Raw genomic sequence first — 371 nt, 5'->3', positions numbered from 1 at the left:
ACCGTGGCAGTGCTCGGTAACCCTGCGCGCTGGCCGCACCATTTTTTGACTTCGGGCCATTCCGTTCTCTCCTTGCTTTCTTCTCCTTGCGCTCTGCGACACGGCTCCAAAACGCATGAAACAACCGACAACAAGGAGAAACAGCATGGACGCAATCACCAAAACCAGAAAATCCAGACAAATGAAGACCGACACTCACCAAACCGCATGTGTGCTACAGACGGAAGACCTTCCCTCTTATGGGACAGAAATCGAGGATGGGGTCATTCAGAAGGCACTGGATATTCTGGCTTCGAGAATCCGGAAAGCAGAATCATTTCTGAACAGTCCGGGAGCAGTACGGGATTTTCTGCGGATCAAGATGGCAGGAC

1 pseudogene is annotated in these 371 nt (G+C 51.8%); it reads left to right on the top strand.

What is annotated here, in order from left to right:
• Positions 1-145: 145 nt before the first annotated feature.
• Positions 146-371, top strand: a pseudogene (locus tag IV91_RS0113785) (hypothetical protein); the annotation flags it as partial.

The sequence above is a fragment of the Ferrovum myxofaciens genome (assembly GCF_000735045.1).
GTDB lineage: Bacteria > Pseudomonadota > Gammaproteobacteria > Burkholderiales > Ferrovaceae > Ferrovum > Ferrovum myxofaciens.
Note: the sequence above shows the minus strand (reverse complement) of the source record. Positions and strands in the feature narration are given on the sequence as shown.